Source organism: Pseudoalteromonas luteoviolacea H33-S, assembly GCF_001625695.1.
Lineage (GTDB): Bacteria > Pseudomonadota > Gammaproteobacteria > Enterobacterales > Alteromonadaceae > Pseudoalteromonas > Pseudoalteromonas luteoviolacea_B.
This window is the reverse complement of sequence record NZ_AUXY01000062.1, coordinates 47,319-61,529: the sequence shown is the minus strand read 5'-3', so window position 1 is coordinate 61,529 and position 14,211 is coordinate 47,319. Positions and strand designations below refer to the sequence as shown.

The following is a 14,211-nucleotide window of genomic DNA, read 5'->3' as shown; positions in this document are numbered from 1 at the left end:
AAGTCAACTAGAAAATTTAATCTTTTTAATTAACTTTTCAATTTAACTTTAACCTTTACTTTGGTTTGCGTTTTCTCTCGCATCCCGCCGTGTCAGTGGGTGCGCATTATAGGGAGCTGAGAAAATAGTGCAAGCACTTTTTAAAGAAAACTTATAAAAACACACAGCTCGAGCAATTATTGAGCTAAACACACTAAAAATGTACATTTAGTATTCGTTTGTAGGGTTTTATCTCCCTATAGAGATTTAAACCATTAAACTCTACACTAGTGCTATCTTCTTCATTAGAGTCTTAGAATCATGTTAAGAACGTATAAAGGTATCGCCCCAAAGTTATCTGAAGGGGTATATGTAGATGAAAGCGCAGTTCTGGTTGGCGATATTAGTGTTGGCAAACATAGTAGTGTCTGGCCTTTAGTGGCCGCGCGTGGCGATGTAAATTATATCACTATTGGTGAGCGGACCAATGTACAAGATGGCAGCGTTTTGCATTTGACACGTAAAAGCCAAACAAATCCTGAAGGCTACCCTTTGATCATCGGTGATGATGTGACTGTTGGCCATAAAGTTATGCTACACGGCTGCAAGCTAGGCAATCGTATCTTGGTCGGTATGGGTGCGATTGTCATGGACAATGTCACCGTTGAAGATGATGTCATTATTGGTGGTGGTGCGCTAGTCCCACCTAACAAGACGTTGGAGTCTGGCTATTTATATGTTGGCAGTCCAGTCAAGCAAGCTCGCAAGTTAACAGACCAAGAGCTCGCTTTTTTAAAAGTCTCCGCGCAAAATTACGTAGAGCTTAAAGATGAGTATTTAGAGGAAGGTTAACTCTATCTCACCAGATGCCGAATAGCTTTCATCTTCTATGAGCTCTTCGGCTTGCATTTCATAATCAAACTGATGATTTCTAAAATGCACCAATGGTTCTTCTAACGTTGCAGGTACCGCAATTACACATGGCACTATCATGCCAGAAACCATGGCAGTAAAGACTAATCGACTAAGCGCAACGTCATAGTGAATATCATCATTAAATAAGACTGCTTGATTCATGATTATTTTACCTTTTCCAATACCGCTTCAACATTTGGAGATTTACCTCGCCACACAGTATACGCTTCAGCAGCTTGCCCAACTAACATACCAATACCATCAATTAGCTGACAATTTGAATTATGCGTCGCAATCCAGTTTAAAAAGCTCGTCTGCGTATCACTATAAAACATATCGTAGCCCCAGCTTGTCTGCGCCACGGCATTACTTGCAATATTCGGTATGTCACCAGTGACGCTCGAGGATGTCGAGTTTATCACACCTGTGTAAGGTAAATGTGGGATTTCATTGAGTGCCACTGCTGTGACTTCACCGTAAGGGGCAAATAACTTAGCCAATTGTTGGGCTTTTGACACCGTACGATTTGCTACTACGATGTGTTTAACGCCTGCCTGCAATAATGGATATATACACCCTCTTGCCGCACCACCAGCGCCCAAAAGCAAAATGACAGCATCTTGTAATTGCACTTGAAGTCTGAGTAAATCCGAGACTAGACCAGCACCATCCGTATTATCACCTAATACTGTTCCATCATCTTGTCGCTTTAATGTATTAACAGCGCCAGCCAGTTTTGCCCGCTCAGTGAGCAGATCAGCATAATTAAATGCTTCTTCCTTGAACGGTAAAGTCACATTCGCTCCAAGCCCGCCATCTGCAAAGAACGCATTGATACTACTAACAAAGCCATCTACCGGCGCCAATATAGCGGTATAGTCAATCTGCTCATTGAGTTCAGATGCAAATTGCGAATGAATCTCTGGCGATTTAGAATGCTTTATCGGGTTACCAAAAACCGCGTATTTATCCATTTTTAGCCTAACAATAGTGATAGTGAATGAAGCAGTTAATTAAACGTATCTTTAATAAAGATGCAAGTGAAGATCCTAAGACATCGAAAAATCATCATGCACCTAACCCCGAACGCACGCCCTATGAATTAATTGGTGGTGAAAAAGGGGCGCTCGCTTTGGCAAATCGATTTTATGATGTTATGGAAAGCGATCCCTATGCAAAACCACTTTACGACATGCACCCACTGCCACTTGATAGGATCCGTCAGGTATTTTTTGAATTTTTGTCAGGTTGGTTAGGTGGTCCTGACTTATTTGTAGAAAAGCATGGTCATCCGCGTCTGAGAATGCGCCACATGCCTTTTACTATCAACCAAGACCTGCGTGACCAATGGATGTATTGCATGGATAAAGCACTAGATGCTGAGATTGATAACCCACTACTGCGTGAAGGCTTAAGAAAGTCGTTGGCACAATTAGCGACACATATGATTAACCAAGGCTAGCGTGCTATTTGTAATTTTGCATTAGCGAAGTCACTTTTGCGCTGAGTCAAATGGTACGGGTTTATTCACACGCATAATGAATGCTTAATTTCTATTAGGTGCGATGCGTGTGAAGTCTATTCAACATAAAATATATGCCCTGCTCGCCATTACTGGTGTATTGGTACTCATAGCCAGTATCTTGAGCAATAGTAGTCAACAAAAAAACCTCGCCGAGCAAACTGTCGAAACCAATATTCGATTACTAGCCGATAATTACTTCGACTCTATCAATACCATGATGCTCACCGGCACTATGTCTAATCGCCATATTCTCGGGGAAAAGCTTCGTAACCATGACAATATTGAAGATGCTCACATCGTCCGTGGTGATAAAGTCAATAAGCTTTACGGCCAAGGAAATGCCAACGAATCCCCACAAACGGATGCTGAACATGCGGCACTCAGAGGTGAAGAACTATTAGTCATCGAGCAACGCGGTGATAAGCGAGTTATGACTTACCTAAAACCTATGGTTGCCAGTGCTGATTACAAGGGCACAAATTGCTTAGGCTGCCATCAAGCGCAAGAAGGTGATGTGTTAGGCGCAGTCAAAATCAGCTACTCTCTGAGCGATATCGATAATACTGTCGATACCAATACCGTATTTAGTACCGCACTACTAAGTACCATCTTTGCCACTGCGTTCATCATTTTAGGTATCTTGTTCCGCAAACTATTTATTGTTCGTTTAAAAAGGCTTGGTAAAACCATGCGTCTTGCTACGTCCAATCAAGATTTAAGCTTACGCATTGAAGATGATATAGATGATGAGCTAGGCCGCCTTGCTACTAACTTCAATAAAATGATGGCAGCCTTTAAAGATAGTATTGCCGAGGTGTCCCGTTCATCAAAAATCTTGATCCATTCTGCAGAGCATATATACACCGCTGCAGAAACCACAGAAGAAGCCATACAAGCGCAAAAGCAAGGGACAGATTCGGTCGCTGCCGCAATCAATGAACTAGAGAGCTCATCCAGTGAAGTTAAAAATACTACCCATTTTGCCTCTGAAAAGTCTGACAGTAGCAATCACCTTGCAGAGCAAAGTATGTCGATTGCCCACACCACCGAGCAAAGTATCAATCAATTAGCCGATGATATTCGAGATGCGGCTAATCAAGTCAGCCAATTGCAAACACAAACTCTGGCTGTTGGCAAAGTGCTAGAGGTGATAAGCAGTATCGCTGAGCAAACGAATTTGCTGGCGCTCAACGCTGCTATAGAAGCCGCACGCGCAGGCGAAGCAGGTAGAGGGTTTGCCGTAGTTGCTGATGAAGTGAGAACGCTGGCAACTCGTACTCATGACTCTACTGATGAGATACGCCGCACCATAGATAAATTACAACAAGAAGCACAGCAAACCGTTAACGCAATGACGGCTTCCTGTGCAGAGGCTGATGATCGCGCACAGCAAGTGCAACAGGTTGCTCAGGCGTTAAAGGATATTTCATCTCAAATGCATGAGATCAATGCGCTCAATGTGCAAATTGCCGATGCCACTGAGCAACAAAACCAAGCTGCTGAAGAGATCAACCAAAGTGTCGTCGCCATTCGGGATAATGCCGAGCAATCTTTGGAAGATGCCCACGGTAGTAAACGAGTCAGTGAAGAGCTACTCGAGCTAGCCCGATCTTTGGATGAGCAGGTGCGAGGGTTCAAATTAGACTAACCATTAAAAAAGGAGCATCACGCTCCTTTTTTAAAACTCAACCAATTTATGAGAGCGCGTCTATATTCAACCAATCTTGTGGTTTTAAGAAATGCTCATATAACTTTGCTTCATTAGAGCCAGACTCCGGGGTGAAGTCATACTCCCATCTAGCTAATGGCGGCATCGACATCAAAATGGACTCCGTACGACCACCGCTTTGCAAACCAAATAATGTGCCTCTGTCCCATACTAAATTGAATTCAACATATCGGCCTCGACGATAAAGCTGAAACTCGCGCTCTTGCTCAGTCACTTGGGAAGCCTTCCTGCGCTCAATGATGGGGACATAAGCAGGTAAAAAGCCTTCGCCAACAGCTTGCATAAAGGCAAAGCTCTTATCAAAGCCCCACTCATTCAGATCATCAAAAAATAATCCACCTACACCCCGGGTCTCATCACGGTGTTTTAAGTAAAAATAATCATCACACCACTTTTTATACCGCGGATACACGTCATCACCAAATGGGTCACATAGGTCTTTTGCGACTTGGTGCCAGTGCTTAACGTCTTCCAAATGCGGATAAAACGGCGTTAGATCAAAGCCACCGCCAAACCACCAAATCGGCGCCTCGCCTTCTTTTTCAGCAATGAAAAAACGCACATTGGCGTGACTGGTTGGTATATGAGGGTTTTTTGGGTGAATAACCAAAGAGACGCCGCAGGCATGAAAACTTCGCCCCGCTAATTCTGGTCGATGCGCTGTTGCTGATGCAGGCATTGACGCGCCAAAAACATGAGAGTAATTGACTCCACCCTGCTCAATGACATCTCCGCCTCTAAGCACCCGTGTTCGACCGCCGCCGCCTTCTGCACGCTCCCACTTATCTTCCACAAATTTACCCCTGCCGTCAGCTTGCTCTAAGCCCGCACAGATAGCATCTTGCAACTGCAATAAGAATGCCTTGACCGTCTCTAAATTCACTTTGCTCACGCACTTAGCTCCTAAATACTTTGCCTGTCATGGCATCACGGATTTGGCTTGGTGCAGTGCGACCACCTAACTCACCCTCTTGATAAAAACCAACGCGTTCATTAAACATGGCTTTGGCTTCATCAATGGTCATTGCAGGCTCTTCACCACTGAAGTTAGCACTGGTCGATACGAGTGGCTTACCAAATGTCTTACAGAGTTGTTTCACAACAGGATGATCGGTCACTCGAACAGCGATGCTCGAATGCTCACCCGTCAGCCATTTTGGTGTCGTCGATTTGGCAGGTAGAACCCAGGTGACCGGTCCTGGCCATGCTGAAAAGATCTCTGCACGTCTATCCATTGGGATTTTTGCGTCATCGACATAGTCTAAACACTGGGCAAAATTGTCAGCAATCAGGATTAGGCCTTTTTCAATTGGGCGCTCTTTTAACGCCAAAAGTTTATGTACCGCACTTTCGCTATCCGGATCGCACCCCAAACCAAAAATGGCTTCAGTGGGGTAACAGATCAACTCACCTTGCTGCAATGCATCAATCGCAGATTGCGGCTTAGCTGTTTGATTTTCATTGTGACTCATAGGGATCCTCAATCATATGCTGACAAGCTTTTTGCGGACATTGTAACATAGCTTTTCCAGCCCGCTTTTTTTGCACCATCACAGGCCAATCGCACTGCTCACACTGATGTGCTACGGGATACTGATTCAAACTATATTTGCATTTAGGATAAGCATCGCACGCATAAAAAAACTTGCCGTACTTGTTCTGTCTTTTCTGTAGATGCCCTTTATGACATTTAGGACACTGAGGAAGTGTATCTGCTTGCTCCTCTTCTTCATGCACAATGAAGTCACACTCTGGGTAACCGGTACACCCTATAAACATGCCATATCGACCATTTCTGATCACCAATGCTCGACCACATTCTGGGCAAGGTGCATCATCTAATACTTTGATTTCGTTGCTCTCATGATGAGCAAAGGCGCGCATATAATCGCATGTTGGGTAATTGGCACAGCCGAGAAATGCCCCATTTTTAGAGTGCTTGACCACCAGCTCTGAACCACATTTTGGGCAGATCTCATATTCTTTTTCTAATGCATGTTTATCTGCATTAAAAAGAGAGTGATCAATTTTACTCATTTGTTTACCTTCAGTGTGCATGCTTTGCGCTATTTTACTGCGTGTATCAATATAAGGACAATAGAATTACACATAAATTAGTCGAGATAAGCATATTCGAAAGAGTTAGAAAAACTGATGACATGAATTTGCTACGGCACTTTGATAGTTCAAATATGCCGCAGGCATTGTTAGTGTAGTAACCCTGATGGTTGCTCGAAGATTAAATCTTCCATTTGTGCATAGGCATGCTCTTTTCCAGGTACATTAAATAGCACCATTAAAATCACCCATTTCAAATCATCCAAACAAATAGATGATTTTTCGAGTGCCAGCATACGGTCAACGACCATTTCTCTGGTCGTGCTATCAATCACGCCTATTTGCTCAACAAACATTAAAAAACCTCGGCATTCTACATCGAGTACTCGACACTCTTCAGCCGTATAAATGCGTATCGCTGAGTCTGGTTTTGCGTTTAAGTAAGGAAATTCGTCACTGTGTTGAAGATCTGCTAGTTGCTCTAACCAATCCAAGGCTTTATATATTTCTGATTGATCAAAGCCTGCGCCAACTAACTCATCTGTTAACTGATTTTGCTCTACGAAGATATCCGCTTCGCTGTGAATATAGTTCTCAAATAAATACATCAGGATATCAAACATATTTAACCCCTCGCTAATTTGATGTAGCCGTTTAATACACGTTCTACTTTGTCTTCAAGCTCTAAGTCCAATAGTCTGGCAAGTACCTGCTCTACTGGCCACTGGGTCCTCTGTGCTAAGGTATCAACGTCAGTTACCTCATAACCGAGATTTTGCAAAACGAGGCAAGCCTCCTGTTTTTTCTCACTTTCTATAATATATAGACTGTTTTCGGGTAAAAAGCTCACCTCTTCAATAATATCACTGACATTTTCAGTCAGCTTTGCGCCCTGCTTTATTAAAAAGTGGCACCCCTCAGATAAACTGTGGCGAATGGAACCTGGAATAGCAAATACCTCTTTATTTTGCTCAATGGCATAACGCGCAGTGACCAGTGAACCACTTTTAATCTCAGCTTCAACCAATAACACGCCCAAAGAGAGTCCTGATATAATTCGATTGCGTCTTGGAAAATTAGTTCCATGAGGTTTAGTACCGGGCAAAAACTCACTGACTATCAAGCCTTGTTCAACAATGCGCCAATACAGCTCGTCGTGACGCTTTGGATAAATCACATCGGCACCTGTCCCCAACACCGCAATCGTCCCCCGCATACTTTGCAGAGCACCGCGATGTGCAGCGCCATCAATACCTCTTGCCATGCCTGAGGTGATAACAAAATTAGCGTCTCCCAGCTGTTTGGCAAAATCATAAGCGTTGTCCATCCCTAACCGAGATGCACTGCGACTGCCCACAATGGCAATTTGAGGTTGATGCAACAGCTCATTGTTGCCACGGCAAAATAACAACCAAGGTGGACTACAAATTTGTTTTAGCGACTCAGGATAATGGGTGTCAAAATAATGGATTATTTGAATTTTTGAAGATAAGCACTGTGCAAGGATACTATCCACTTTAGGCCAATCTATGGTGACCAGTTGCTGTGCTATGTGGTCACCCAGCCCTAACTGACAAAGTGCAGGTTTAGAAAAAGTAAAAAGCTCAGATAATTCAGCTTTTTGTTTTAACGCCAAGATGGTGCTCACACCGATGCCACGACATAGATATAAAGCCACAGCTTCTCTTAATGATAAATGTGTCATGCTCCCTCCTTGAGCAATGTTTAATTTAATTCGTTACGCTGTCTCCTATCTGAGCTGGTTGAGACGTTTTCATGACCATCGCGTAACTAATATTGTCATAGACTTTGAATAGCATCAGCTCACCCACTTTTTCACTGGGCATGTGCCATACAGTGCTATTCTCACTGTTTTCTTCACCAAACCAAGAGCCAACTTCCCCAATAAGCTTATCAAGACTGCTAGAGTCTTCTATGTATTTTGGCGTCCCATTACGCTCTACAACTGTCGGGGACTGGCGTAATATGTCCAATACGCTGCCTTCAACTAATTGCTGCTTACTCCCTACATTCAACACCACAACAGACATAGGGCCAAATTCACTGTGTTGATTGCTACTGGCGATAATGGTGCCATCAACCGCTTCTGTTGGCCTGCTCATTTTAAAAGTCGCTTTTAAATCTTGACCTTGCGGCAGTGGCATTAAAAAATCACCCGCCTTAACTTCCCTTTTAACCGCTTCAATTTTTACAGTGCTCGGCACCCCTTCAGAAATATTTCCCGCTTTTAAAGCACGTGCAGTCCCCACCAAGATGGTTTCATATGCCAGTGTTGCTAGACCATCCTTATAAGCACTGCCACGACGGTAAATACCATAATTTCCACCTCGAACGAGATTGCCTTTTACATACAGCAAATGACCTGTAATGCTCATTTTAAAATTTTTGCTGGCACCCAGTACAATGGGATACGTATCAATGTCAGCTTGATCAAGTGCTTGATCGTAACTTAAGTAAGGCTCTAATACCGAGAGAGGTAACGTCGGTATTGCGGTGCCTTTTTCTGCTATGATACGCACGTGTGGCGATAATTTTCTTACCCCTTTGTCAATTACTAATATCGGATTACCATGTTCATCCTTTCCAAGCGATAAAATATTACCGGGGTAAATCAAATGCGGATTATCAATTTGCGGGTTTTGCTGCCAAAGCTTTCGCCACTTCCAAGGGCTATTTAAATACAAACTCGAAATATCCCATAGTGTGTCACCCTTCTTAACCACATACCGTTTGGGCGCGTCAGATTTAACCGTCAAAGTATCGGCCATCGTAGGGAATACAGCTGAAGCTGCCAGTAATAAGGCTGCAATTTGAGATTTCATTCCGAATTCCTTGAGTTATTTTTAGATATTATCCACCAAAACCTGTTAAAGGGGAACGTGAATGGCTAAAATAAGAGCATACATTACCCCATTTATACAGACTGTAAAAGGTATCCATGGCAAAGTTAGAAGTGCTTACATTTCCAGACGAGCGTTTGCGTACAGTGGCAAAACCGGTGGAAGAAGTAAATGATGAAATCCGTAAAATCGTCAAAGACATGTTAGAAACCATGTATGAAGAAAACGGCGTTGGTTTAGCAGCAACACAAGTTGATATTCATCAACGTATTGTGGTGATCGACGTATCAGAAGAACGCAATGAACCATATGTTTTGATCAACCCTGAAATCATCGCCACAGAAGGGACTATGGTCTGCGAAGAAGGCTGTCTATCTGTACCCTACTCATATGCAAAAGTAGACCGAGCTGAGAAAGTGACCGTCAAGGCCCTCAATGAAAACGGTGAAGAGTACCAATTTGATGCGCAAGAACTGCTCTCAAACTGTATACAGCATGAGCTAGACCACCTTGCAGGCAAGCTTTTCATTGATTACCTGTCGCCACTTAAGCGCCAACGTATCAAGAAGAAAATTGAAAAAGAAGCGCGCCTAGCGGCTAAAGCGTAATCATACACATTTTTTATTGGACAGATTATTCGTGAATACCCCTTTACGTATCGTGTTTGCGGGCACGCCAGATTTTGCTGCACGCCATCTTCAAGCATTGCTCAACTCCCATCATGAAGTTGTTGCAGTGTACAGTACACCAGATAAACCAGCTGGTCGCGGAAAAAAACTAAAAGCCAGTGAAGTAAAAACACTCGCTCTAGAGAATAACCTGCCAGTTATCCAGCCCGCTTCTCTAAAAAACGACGAAGCAACGCAACAACTTGCTGAGTTAAATGCTGATGTCATGGTCGTGGTTGCCTATGGACTACTATTGCCAAAGGCCATATTAAATACGCCTAAACTTGGCTGTCTTAACGTACACGGCTCTATTTTGCCAAGATGGCGTGGTGCTGCCCCTATTCAACGCGCAATTTGGGCTGGGGATCAAGAAACCGGTGTGACCATCATGCAAATGGATGAAGGCTTAGATACCGGTGATATGCTACATATCGCCACGTGTCCAATCGATACGCAAGAAACCAGTGCAAGCCTATATGCAAAACTTGCAGAATTAGGTCCGTCCGCATTGGTAGAAACGCTAGATAAGCTCGCGGCGGGTAACATCACCCCAGAAGTTCAGGATGACGCCCTATCAAACTATGCACAAAAGCTCTCTAAGCAAGAGGCTGACATTGATTGGACCATGGAAGCTGCACAAATTGAGCGTAATATCCGCGCGTTTAACCCATGGCCGATGTGCTTTACGCAAATGCAGTCACAAACAGTGAAAATTTGGCAGGCCAATGTCGTCGAACAACAAGGTGAAGCCGGAACAGTTTTAAGCGCAGACAAGCAAGGTATTGTCGTTGCGTGTGGCACCCATGCCTTACAAATCACCCAACTTCAACCGCAGGGTAAAAAGCCAATGTCAGCGCAAGACTTTTTAAATGGTCGTGCTGAATGGGTAACACCTGGCAATAAGGTAGGTGCCTAATGGCAAATGTACGCGCACTCGCGGCACAAACACTATTTCAAGTCGTCGATAAAGGGCAGTCACTCACAGCGCAATTGCCTTATGCCAGCCAAAAGCTACCAGTCAAAGATCGCGCTTTACTGCAGCAAATGTGTTACGGCGTGCTGCGCTATTTGCCGAGCCTTGAAAACTATTGTCAGCAGTTACTTGATCAACCATTACGAGGCAAGCGTCGCGTTTTTCAGTTTTTGCTTTATGTCGGTATTTATCAACTTCAGCATATGCGCGTCCCCGCTCATGCAGCAGTAGCAGAAACCGTTAATGCACTTAAGTCATTAGGTGCGCCAGGCATGAAAGGCCTAGTCAACGCAGTACTGCGCAACTTTCAACGTCAGCAGGCAACTCTTGAGCAAAGTGCGAATGAGATCATGGTCTGTCAGTACAATCACCCAAGTTGGTTTATTAAAAAGATTCAGGCTGCTTACCCAGAGACTTGGTCTGACATTCTAGAAGCCAATCAGCTACAAGCCCCTATGTGGCTGCGTGTAAATCAGCGTCAAGCCGACACGGATACCTACGCTCAGCAACTAGATAAAGCAGACATTGACTATACTCTGGATGAATCGCACCCTGATGGTATTTTACTTGACCACCCAGTAGATGTGACAAAATTACCGGGCTTCTCAACGGGTGCAAGCTCTGTGCAAGATGCCGCGGCACAAATGGCAGCCCGCTTATTATCACCACAAGATGGAGATAATATCTTAGATGCATGCGCAGCACCGGGTGGAAAAACCTGTCATATATTAGAACTTGCAGATGCCCAAGTCACCGCATTAGATGCTGATGAGAAACGTTTAGAGCGCGTCACCGATAATCTTAATCGCTTGTCATTAACAGCACAGTGCGTGCATGGGCTTGCCGATGAACCTGATAACTGGTGGCAAGGCGAGCAATTTGATCGTATTCTGTTAGACGTACCTTGTTCTGCAACTGGCGTGATCCGCCGTCACCCTGATATCAAATGGTTAAGACGCGCAGCTGACATTGATGAACTGGCAGCGTTACAAGCCAAAATACTGGATAATATCTGGCCATTACTCAAGTCAGGCGGTACTTTAGTCTATGCGACCTGCTCTGTTTTGCCGGAAGAAAACCACCAGCAGATCAGTGCTTTCTTATCACGCACAGACGATGCACAGCACATTGCTTTGCATGCACAAGACAAGGTTGAACAGCCTGGCTTGCAATTATTGCCTGGCATCACGGATGGCTTCTATTACGCCAAGTTGCAAAAACTCTAAACGTTGTAAGTTTAAGCTATGAAAATCATTATTTTAGGCGCTGGACAAGTTGGCGGTACACTGGCAGAAAACCTCGTTGGTGAGCAAAACGAAATCACGGTCGTTGATATCGATGGTGAGCGTTTACGCGAACTGCAGGATAAATACGATCTGCAAGGCGTCAATGGACATAGTGCACACCCTGAAGTGCTCAGGCAAGCGGGTGCCGAAGATGCCGATATGATCATTGCCGTGACCAGTTCCGATGAAGTAAACATGGTTGCATGCCAAGTCGCCTATAGTATTTTCAATACGCCTACGAAAATTGCTCGGATCCGTTCCGAGCAATATCTAGACTATCGCGAAAAACTATTTCACAACGATGATCTCCCCGTAGATCATTACATTGCACCGGAGCAATTGGTCACTAAGTATATTCGTCGATTAATTGATTACCCCGGCGCACTGCAAGTACTGCAATTTGCCGATGGCATGCTGTCACTGGTCGCGGTCAAAGCCTATTATGGTGGCTTGCTGGTTGGTTATGCACTGTCAGCATTGAAAGAGCATATTCCTAATGTTGATACTCGAGTCGCTGCAATTTACCGTCAAGGTAAAGCAATCAAACCACTGGGCACAACCGTGATAGAAGCGGATGATGAAGTCTTCTTTATCGCCGCCACTAAACACATCCGCGCAGTCATGAATGAGCTGCAAAAGCTGGAGCAATCGTATAAAAAAATCATGATCGCCGGTGGTGGTAATATCGGTGCAGGCCTTGCCCGCTCGTTAGAGAAAAATCACAGTGTTAAACTGATTGAACGCAATCACAGTCGCGCATCTCAACTTTCTGAAATGCTCGATAACACAGTTGTATTCTGTGGTGACGCCTCTGATCAAGAGCTACTATCTGAAGAACATATCGAACAAGTGGATGTGTTTATTGCCGTCACCAATGATGATGAAGCCAATATCATGGCTGCCATGTTGGCCAAGCGTATGGGCGCGCAAAAAACCATGGTACTTATCCAACGCAGTGCCTATGTTGATCTTGTACAGGGTGGTGAAATTGATATCGCAATATCACCTCAGCAAGCTACGATTTCAGCACTCCTCACGCATGTTCGTCGTGGTGATATCGTCAATGTTTACTCGCTTCGTAAGGGGGCTGCAGAAGCCATTGAAGCCGTCGCACACGGCGATGAAAACACCTCTAAAGTTGTAGGTCGAGCGATCCGTGATATTAGGTTGCCACACGGCACTACCATTGGTGCGATAGTGAGAGATTCAGAAGTACTCATTGCCCATGATCACACGGTGATTGAGTCAGGTGATCACGTGATCATGTTCTTAATCGATAAAAAACAAATTGGTGTCGTTGAAAAGTTATTCCAAGTCAGTGCGCTATTTGTATAACACACATCCGAGATGGCCAATGTGCGCCATCTCGTCATCACACAGAGCTATTCGTTACCCAGTACAGAAATATCAATTAAATAGTCTTTAAGTATCGCCTGCACTTGCTTATCTTGGCTTTCTAAGTGAATCCCCAATGATACAATCTCTTCTTGGTTTTCTTTCACCCGGCACACCTTACCAACAAGCGTCAGTTTTTTTGCATCTTTGCCTTCAATTAAAATTTCACAAGACAGTTCTTTTAACTCTTCTGGCAAATGCGTTTTCTGAACATCAAACATCAAACCCGCCAAAGAAATATCCTTGATGACACCCACTTCACTTTTACCTTCTACATTTAGCACCGCTGGTATCAAGGTAGGAATGCGCGTCTGAGCGCGTAATTTATAGGTTTGCACTTCGTTAGGATAATACAGGTAGATGAGCCTGGCTGGGTGTGTGGTCACTGATTTAATGGTTTCTTTAAATGCGATAATTTGTCCATCACCTTCCTCTGGTAAAGCACGTACAATCACCTCAGTGCCCTCTTTGACATAATCCATTGCCGCCCCCAAGCGCTGATGGCTAGGGTGGTTTAAAATAATAAATTGATTCTCAAGCGCACCAACAAACTCTGTTTTGATCCGCTTGCGATTGGCTGGCAGTACAATCTCCATATCGACAATACTTCCCGCTCGCATTTGTAAGACCTGCAAACGATTTTCTGCCAACTCTTGTATAGTCATGCTAAATACCTCTAACGCTTCCATTGTTTATTTTAGCTGTATGACGCCCCTATATGACGCCATCGCATAATTACTATGAATTATCGTCTAGATATAAAAAAACTTTAACTTTTACACGGGATTTCACACTTGATGATGGGTTTAAGCGCCCATCATC

General features: G+C 44.1%; 16 protein-coding genes. 7 read left to right on the top strand and 9 right to left on the bottom strand.

Annotated elements, in window-relative coordinates:
- The first annotated feature begins 297 nt into the window (after nt 1–297).
- Entirely contained in the window at nt 298–831 is a 534-nt protein-coding gene (locus N477_RS08670) for a gamma carbonic anhydrase family protein (RefSeq protein ID WP_196760601.1), read from the top strand.
- Here N477_RS08670 and N477_RS08665 read toward each other — a convergent pair.
- Nucleotides 817–1,056, bottom strand: a complete 240-nt coding sequence (locus N477_RS08665) for a DUF1488 domain-containing protein (protein ID WP_063360129.1) — start codon at nt 1,054–1,056, stop codon at nt 817–819. The genes N477_RS08670 and N477_RS08665 overlap by 15 nt on opposite strands.
- 2 nt (nt 1,057–1,058) lie before the next feature.
- Nucleotides 1,059–1,868, bottom strand: coding sequence for a shikimate dehydrogenase (gene aroE, locus N477_RS08660; RefSeq protein WP_063360130.1), 810 nt, complete (start codon nt 1,866–1,868; stop codon nt 1,059–1,061).
- A 26-nt stretch (nt 1,869–1,894) separates the two neighbouring features.
- On the opposite strand from aroE, the gene N477_RS08655 reads away from it, so the two are divergent.
- On the top strand, nt 1,895–2,356 hold the full coding sequence (locus tag N477_RS08655; RefSeq protein WP_063360131.1) for a group II truncated hemoglobin: 462 nt from the start codon (nt 1,895–1,897) through the stop codon (nt 2,354–2,356).
- Nucleotides 2,357–2,459: 103 nt separating this feature from the next.
- Complete coding sequence (locus tag N477_RS08650; protein ID WP_063360132.1) at nt 2,460–4,067, top strand: methyl-accepting chemotaxis protein; 1,608 nt, start codon at nt 2,460–2,462, stop codon at nt 4,065–4,067.
- Nucleotides 4,068–4,113: 46 nt separating this feature from the next.
- On the opposite strand, the gene hemF is transcribed toward N477_RS08650, so the two are convergent.
- The 6 genes from hemF to N477_RS08620 all read right to left on the bottom strand — a co-directional run bounded on the left by hemF (nt 4,114) and on the right by N477_RS08620 (nt 9,049).
- The gene (hemF, locus tag N477_RS08645) at nt 4,114–5,040 is read right to left on the bottom strand and encodes an oxygen-dependent coproporphyrinogen oxidase (protein ID WP_063360133.1); all 927 of its coding nucleotides are present in this window, start codon (nt 5,038–5,040) and stop codon (nt 4,114–4,116) included.
- Nucleotides 5,041–5,044: 4 nt separating this feature from the next.
- A complete protein-coding gene (locus tag N477_RS08640; protein WP_063360134.1) occupies nt 5,045–5,620 on the bottom strand; it encodes an L-threonylcarbamoyladenylate synthase in 576 nt (191 codons plus the stop codon).
- On the bottom strand, nt 5,607–6,185 hold the full coding sequence (locus tag N477_RS08635; protein WP_063360170.1) for a type I DNA topoisomerase: 579 nt from the start codon (nt 6,183–6,185) through the stop codon (nt 5,607–5,609). Before N477_RS08635 ends, N477_RS08640 begins: the two co-directional genes overlap by 14 nt.
- Nucleotides 6,186–6,355: 170 nt before the next feature.
- Nucleotides 6,356–6,829, bottom strand: a complete 474-nt coding sequence (locus N477_RS08630) for a DUF494 family protein (RefSeq protein WP_063360135.1) — start codon at nt 6,827–6,829, stop codon at nt 6,356–6,358.
- 2 nt (nt 6,830–6,831) lie between these two features.
- A complete protein-coding gene (gene dprA, locus N477_RS08625; protein ID WP_063360136.1) occupies nt 6,832–7,911 on the bottom strand; it encodes a DNA-processing protein DprA in 1,080 nt (359 codons plus the stop codon).
- Nucleotides 7,912–7,936: 25 nt separating this feature from the next.
- Nucleotides 7,937–9,049, bottom strand: coding sequence for a LysM peptidoglycan-binding domain-containing protein (locus N477_RS08620; RefSeq protein ID WP_063360137.1), 1,113 nt, complete (start codon nt 9,047–9,049; stop codon nt 7,937–7,939).
- Between the two features lie 116 nt (nt 9,050–9,165).
- Between N477_RS08620 and def the strand changes: the two genes are divergently transcribed.
- The 4 genes from def to trkA are packed head-to-tail and all read left to right on the top strand — an operon-like array spanning nt 9,166 to nt 13,329.
- Nucleotides 9,166–9,675 carry a peptide deformylase gene (gene def / locus N477_RS08615; protein ID WP_063360138.1) on the top strand — a complete coding sequence of 170 codons (510 nt, stop codon included), beginning with the start codon at nt 9,166–9,168 and terminating at the stop codon, nt 9,673–9,675.
- Between the two features lie 31 nt (nt 9,676–9,706).
- The gene (fmt, locus tag N477_RS08610; protein ID WP_063360139.1) at nt 9,707–10,651 is read left to right on the top strand and encodes a methionyl-tRNA formyltransferase; all 945 of its coding nucleotides are present in this window, start codon (nt 9,707–9,709) and stop codon (nt 10,649–10,651) included.
- Nucleotides 10,651–11,934 (top strand): 16S rRNA (cytosine(967)-C(5))-methyltransferase RsmB, encoded by a 1,284-nt coding sequence (gene rsmB, locus N477_RS08605; RefSeq protein WP_063360140.1) that lies wholly within the window; start codon nt 10,651–10,653, stop codon nt 11,932–11,934. The genes fmt and rsmB overlap by 1 nt, the downstream gene beginning before the upstream one ends.
- Nucleotides 11,935–11,952: 18 nt before the next feature.
- The gene (trkA, locus tag N477_RS08600) at nt 11,953–13,329 is read left to right on the top strand and encodes a Trk system potassium transporter TrkA (protein WP_063360141.1); all 1,377 of its coding nucleotides are present in this window, start codon (nt 11,953–11,955) and stop codon (nt 13,327–13,329) included.
- A 47-nt stretch (nt 13,330–13,376) separates the two neighbouring features.
- On the opposite strand, the gene N477_RS08595 is transcribed toward trkA, so the two are convergent.
- Nucleotides 13,377–14,054: a flagellar brake domain-containing protein gene (locus N477_RS08595; protein WP_063360171.1), complete on the bottom strand. Its 678-nt coding sequence runs from the start codon at nt 14,052–14,054 to the stop codon at nt 13,377–13,379.
- Nucleotides 14,055–14,211: the final 157 nt, after the last annotated feature.